Source organism: Pedococcus sp. P2_F6 (assembly GCF_056403675.1).
Map to the genome: position 1 here is coordinate 1 of NZ_JBFUEZ010000017.1, position 1,113 is coordinate 1,113.

Below are 1,113 nucleotides of genomic sequence, written 5' to 3' on the forward strand. Positions count from 1 at the left end.
GCTAGCTGTACTGACCGGACAGGTTGGTCAAGCGGGTGATGGGTGGCTTGTTCCCGCAGGCGGTGTGGGGTCGGTGGTGGTTGTACTCGTGGATCCATGCTGACAGGGCGGCTCGTCGCTCGGCTTCGGATTCGTAGCAGCGGGCGTAGCCCCACCCGTCGGCCAGGGTGCGGTGGAAGCGCTCGATCTTGCCGTTGGTCTGTGGGCGGTAGGGGCGGGTCTTGCTGACCTTGATGCCCAGCTCGCCGCAGGCGTCGGCCCAGGCGAAGGATCGGTAGGCGGATCCGTTGTCGGACAAGACGCGCTGGATGCTGACGCCGCGTTCGGCGAACCAGGCCACTGCCCGGCGCAGGACCGCGACCGCGGTAGCGGCGGTCTCGTCGTCGTGGACCTCGGCGTAGCCGACCCTGGAGTGGTCGTCGATCACGGTGTGGACGAACGCGTGGCCGAGCTTGGGATTGTGCTGGGTGTTCTTGGGCTTGTCCGGGGTCGCGGCCCGGTTCCGGGAACCTTGGGGTTTGCCGACGAACCGCCACCCGCCGCCGTCGGGGATGTTGCCGAGTTTCTTGACGTCGACGTGGATCATCGCCCCGGGGTAGGGGTGTTCGTAGCGGCGGACCGGTTCACCGGTGGCCCGGTCCACATGGGCCAGCCGGTTGAGCCGGCACCGGGTCAGGACCCGGTGCGCGGTCGAGGGCGCCACCCCGGTCAACGCGGCCAGCTGCACCGGCCCGAGCCGCTTACGCAGCCGCAACGCCACGATCCGTTTCGTGACCGCCGGGCACGTCTTGGCCGGCATCACGTGCGGTCGCGAGGACCGGTCGCTCATCGGCTCGCCCGCGGCATACCGGTCGGCCCACCGCTTGACCGTTGGCCATGAGCATTGGAACCGGGCCGCGACCTCGCTGATCGGGACGTGGCGGTCGACCACCAACTTGGCGACCTTGAGCCGGACACGAGGGGTCAGGGCAGCGTTAGCGTGGGACACGAGGGCCTCCTGTTTTGTGAGCGGATACCTAGGCAGTTCCACTCCACCGCGGGAGGCCCTCCCCGCGCCACTGATCAGATCAGCGGATCACACCCACTCAACCAACGTCTCGGGTCAGTACAGCT

The 1,113-nt window shown here is 68.3% G+C and carries 1 protein-coding gene; it reads right to left on the reverse strand.

The genetic code is table 11. The features are described from left to right. Position 1 precedes the first annotated feature (1 nt). On the reverse strand, positions 2-988 hold the full coding sequence (locus AC1DWP_RS19380; protein ID WP_477616126.1) for an IS481 family transposase: 987 nt from the start codon (positions 986-988) through the stop codon (positions 2-4). Between the last annotated feature and the right edge of the window lie 125 nt (positions 989-1,113).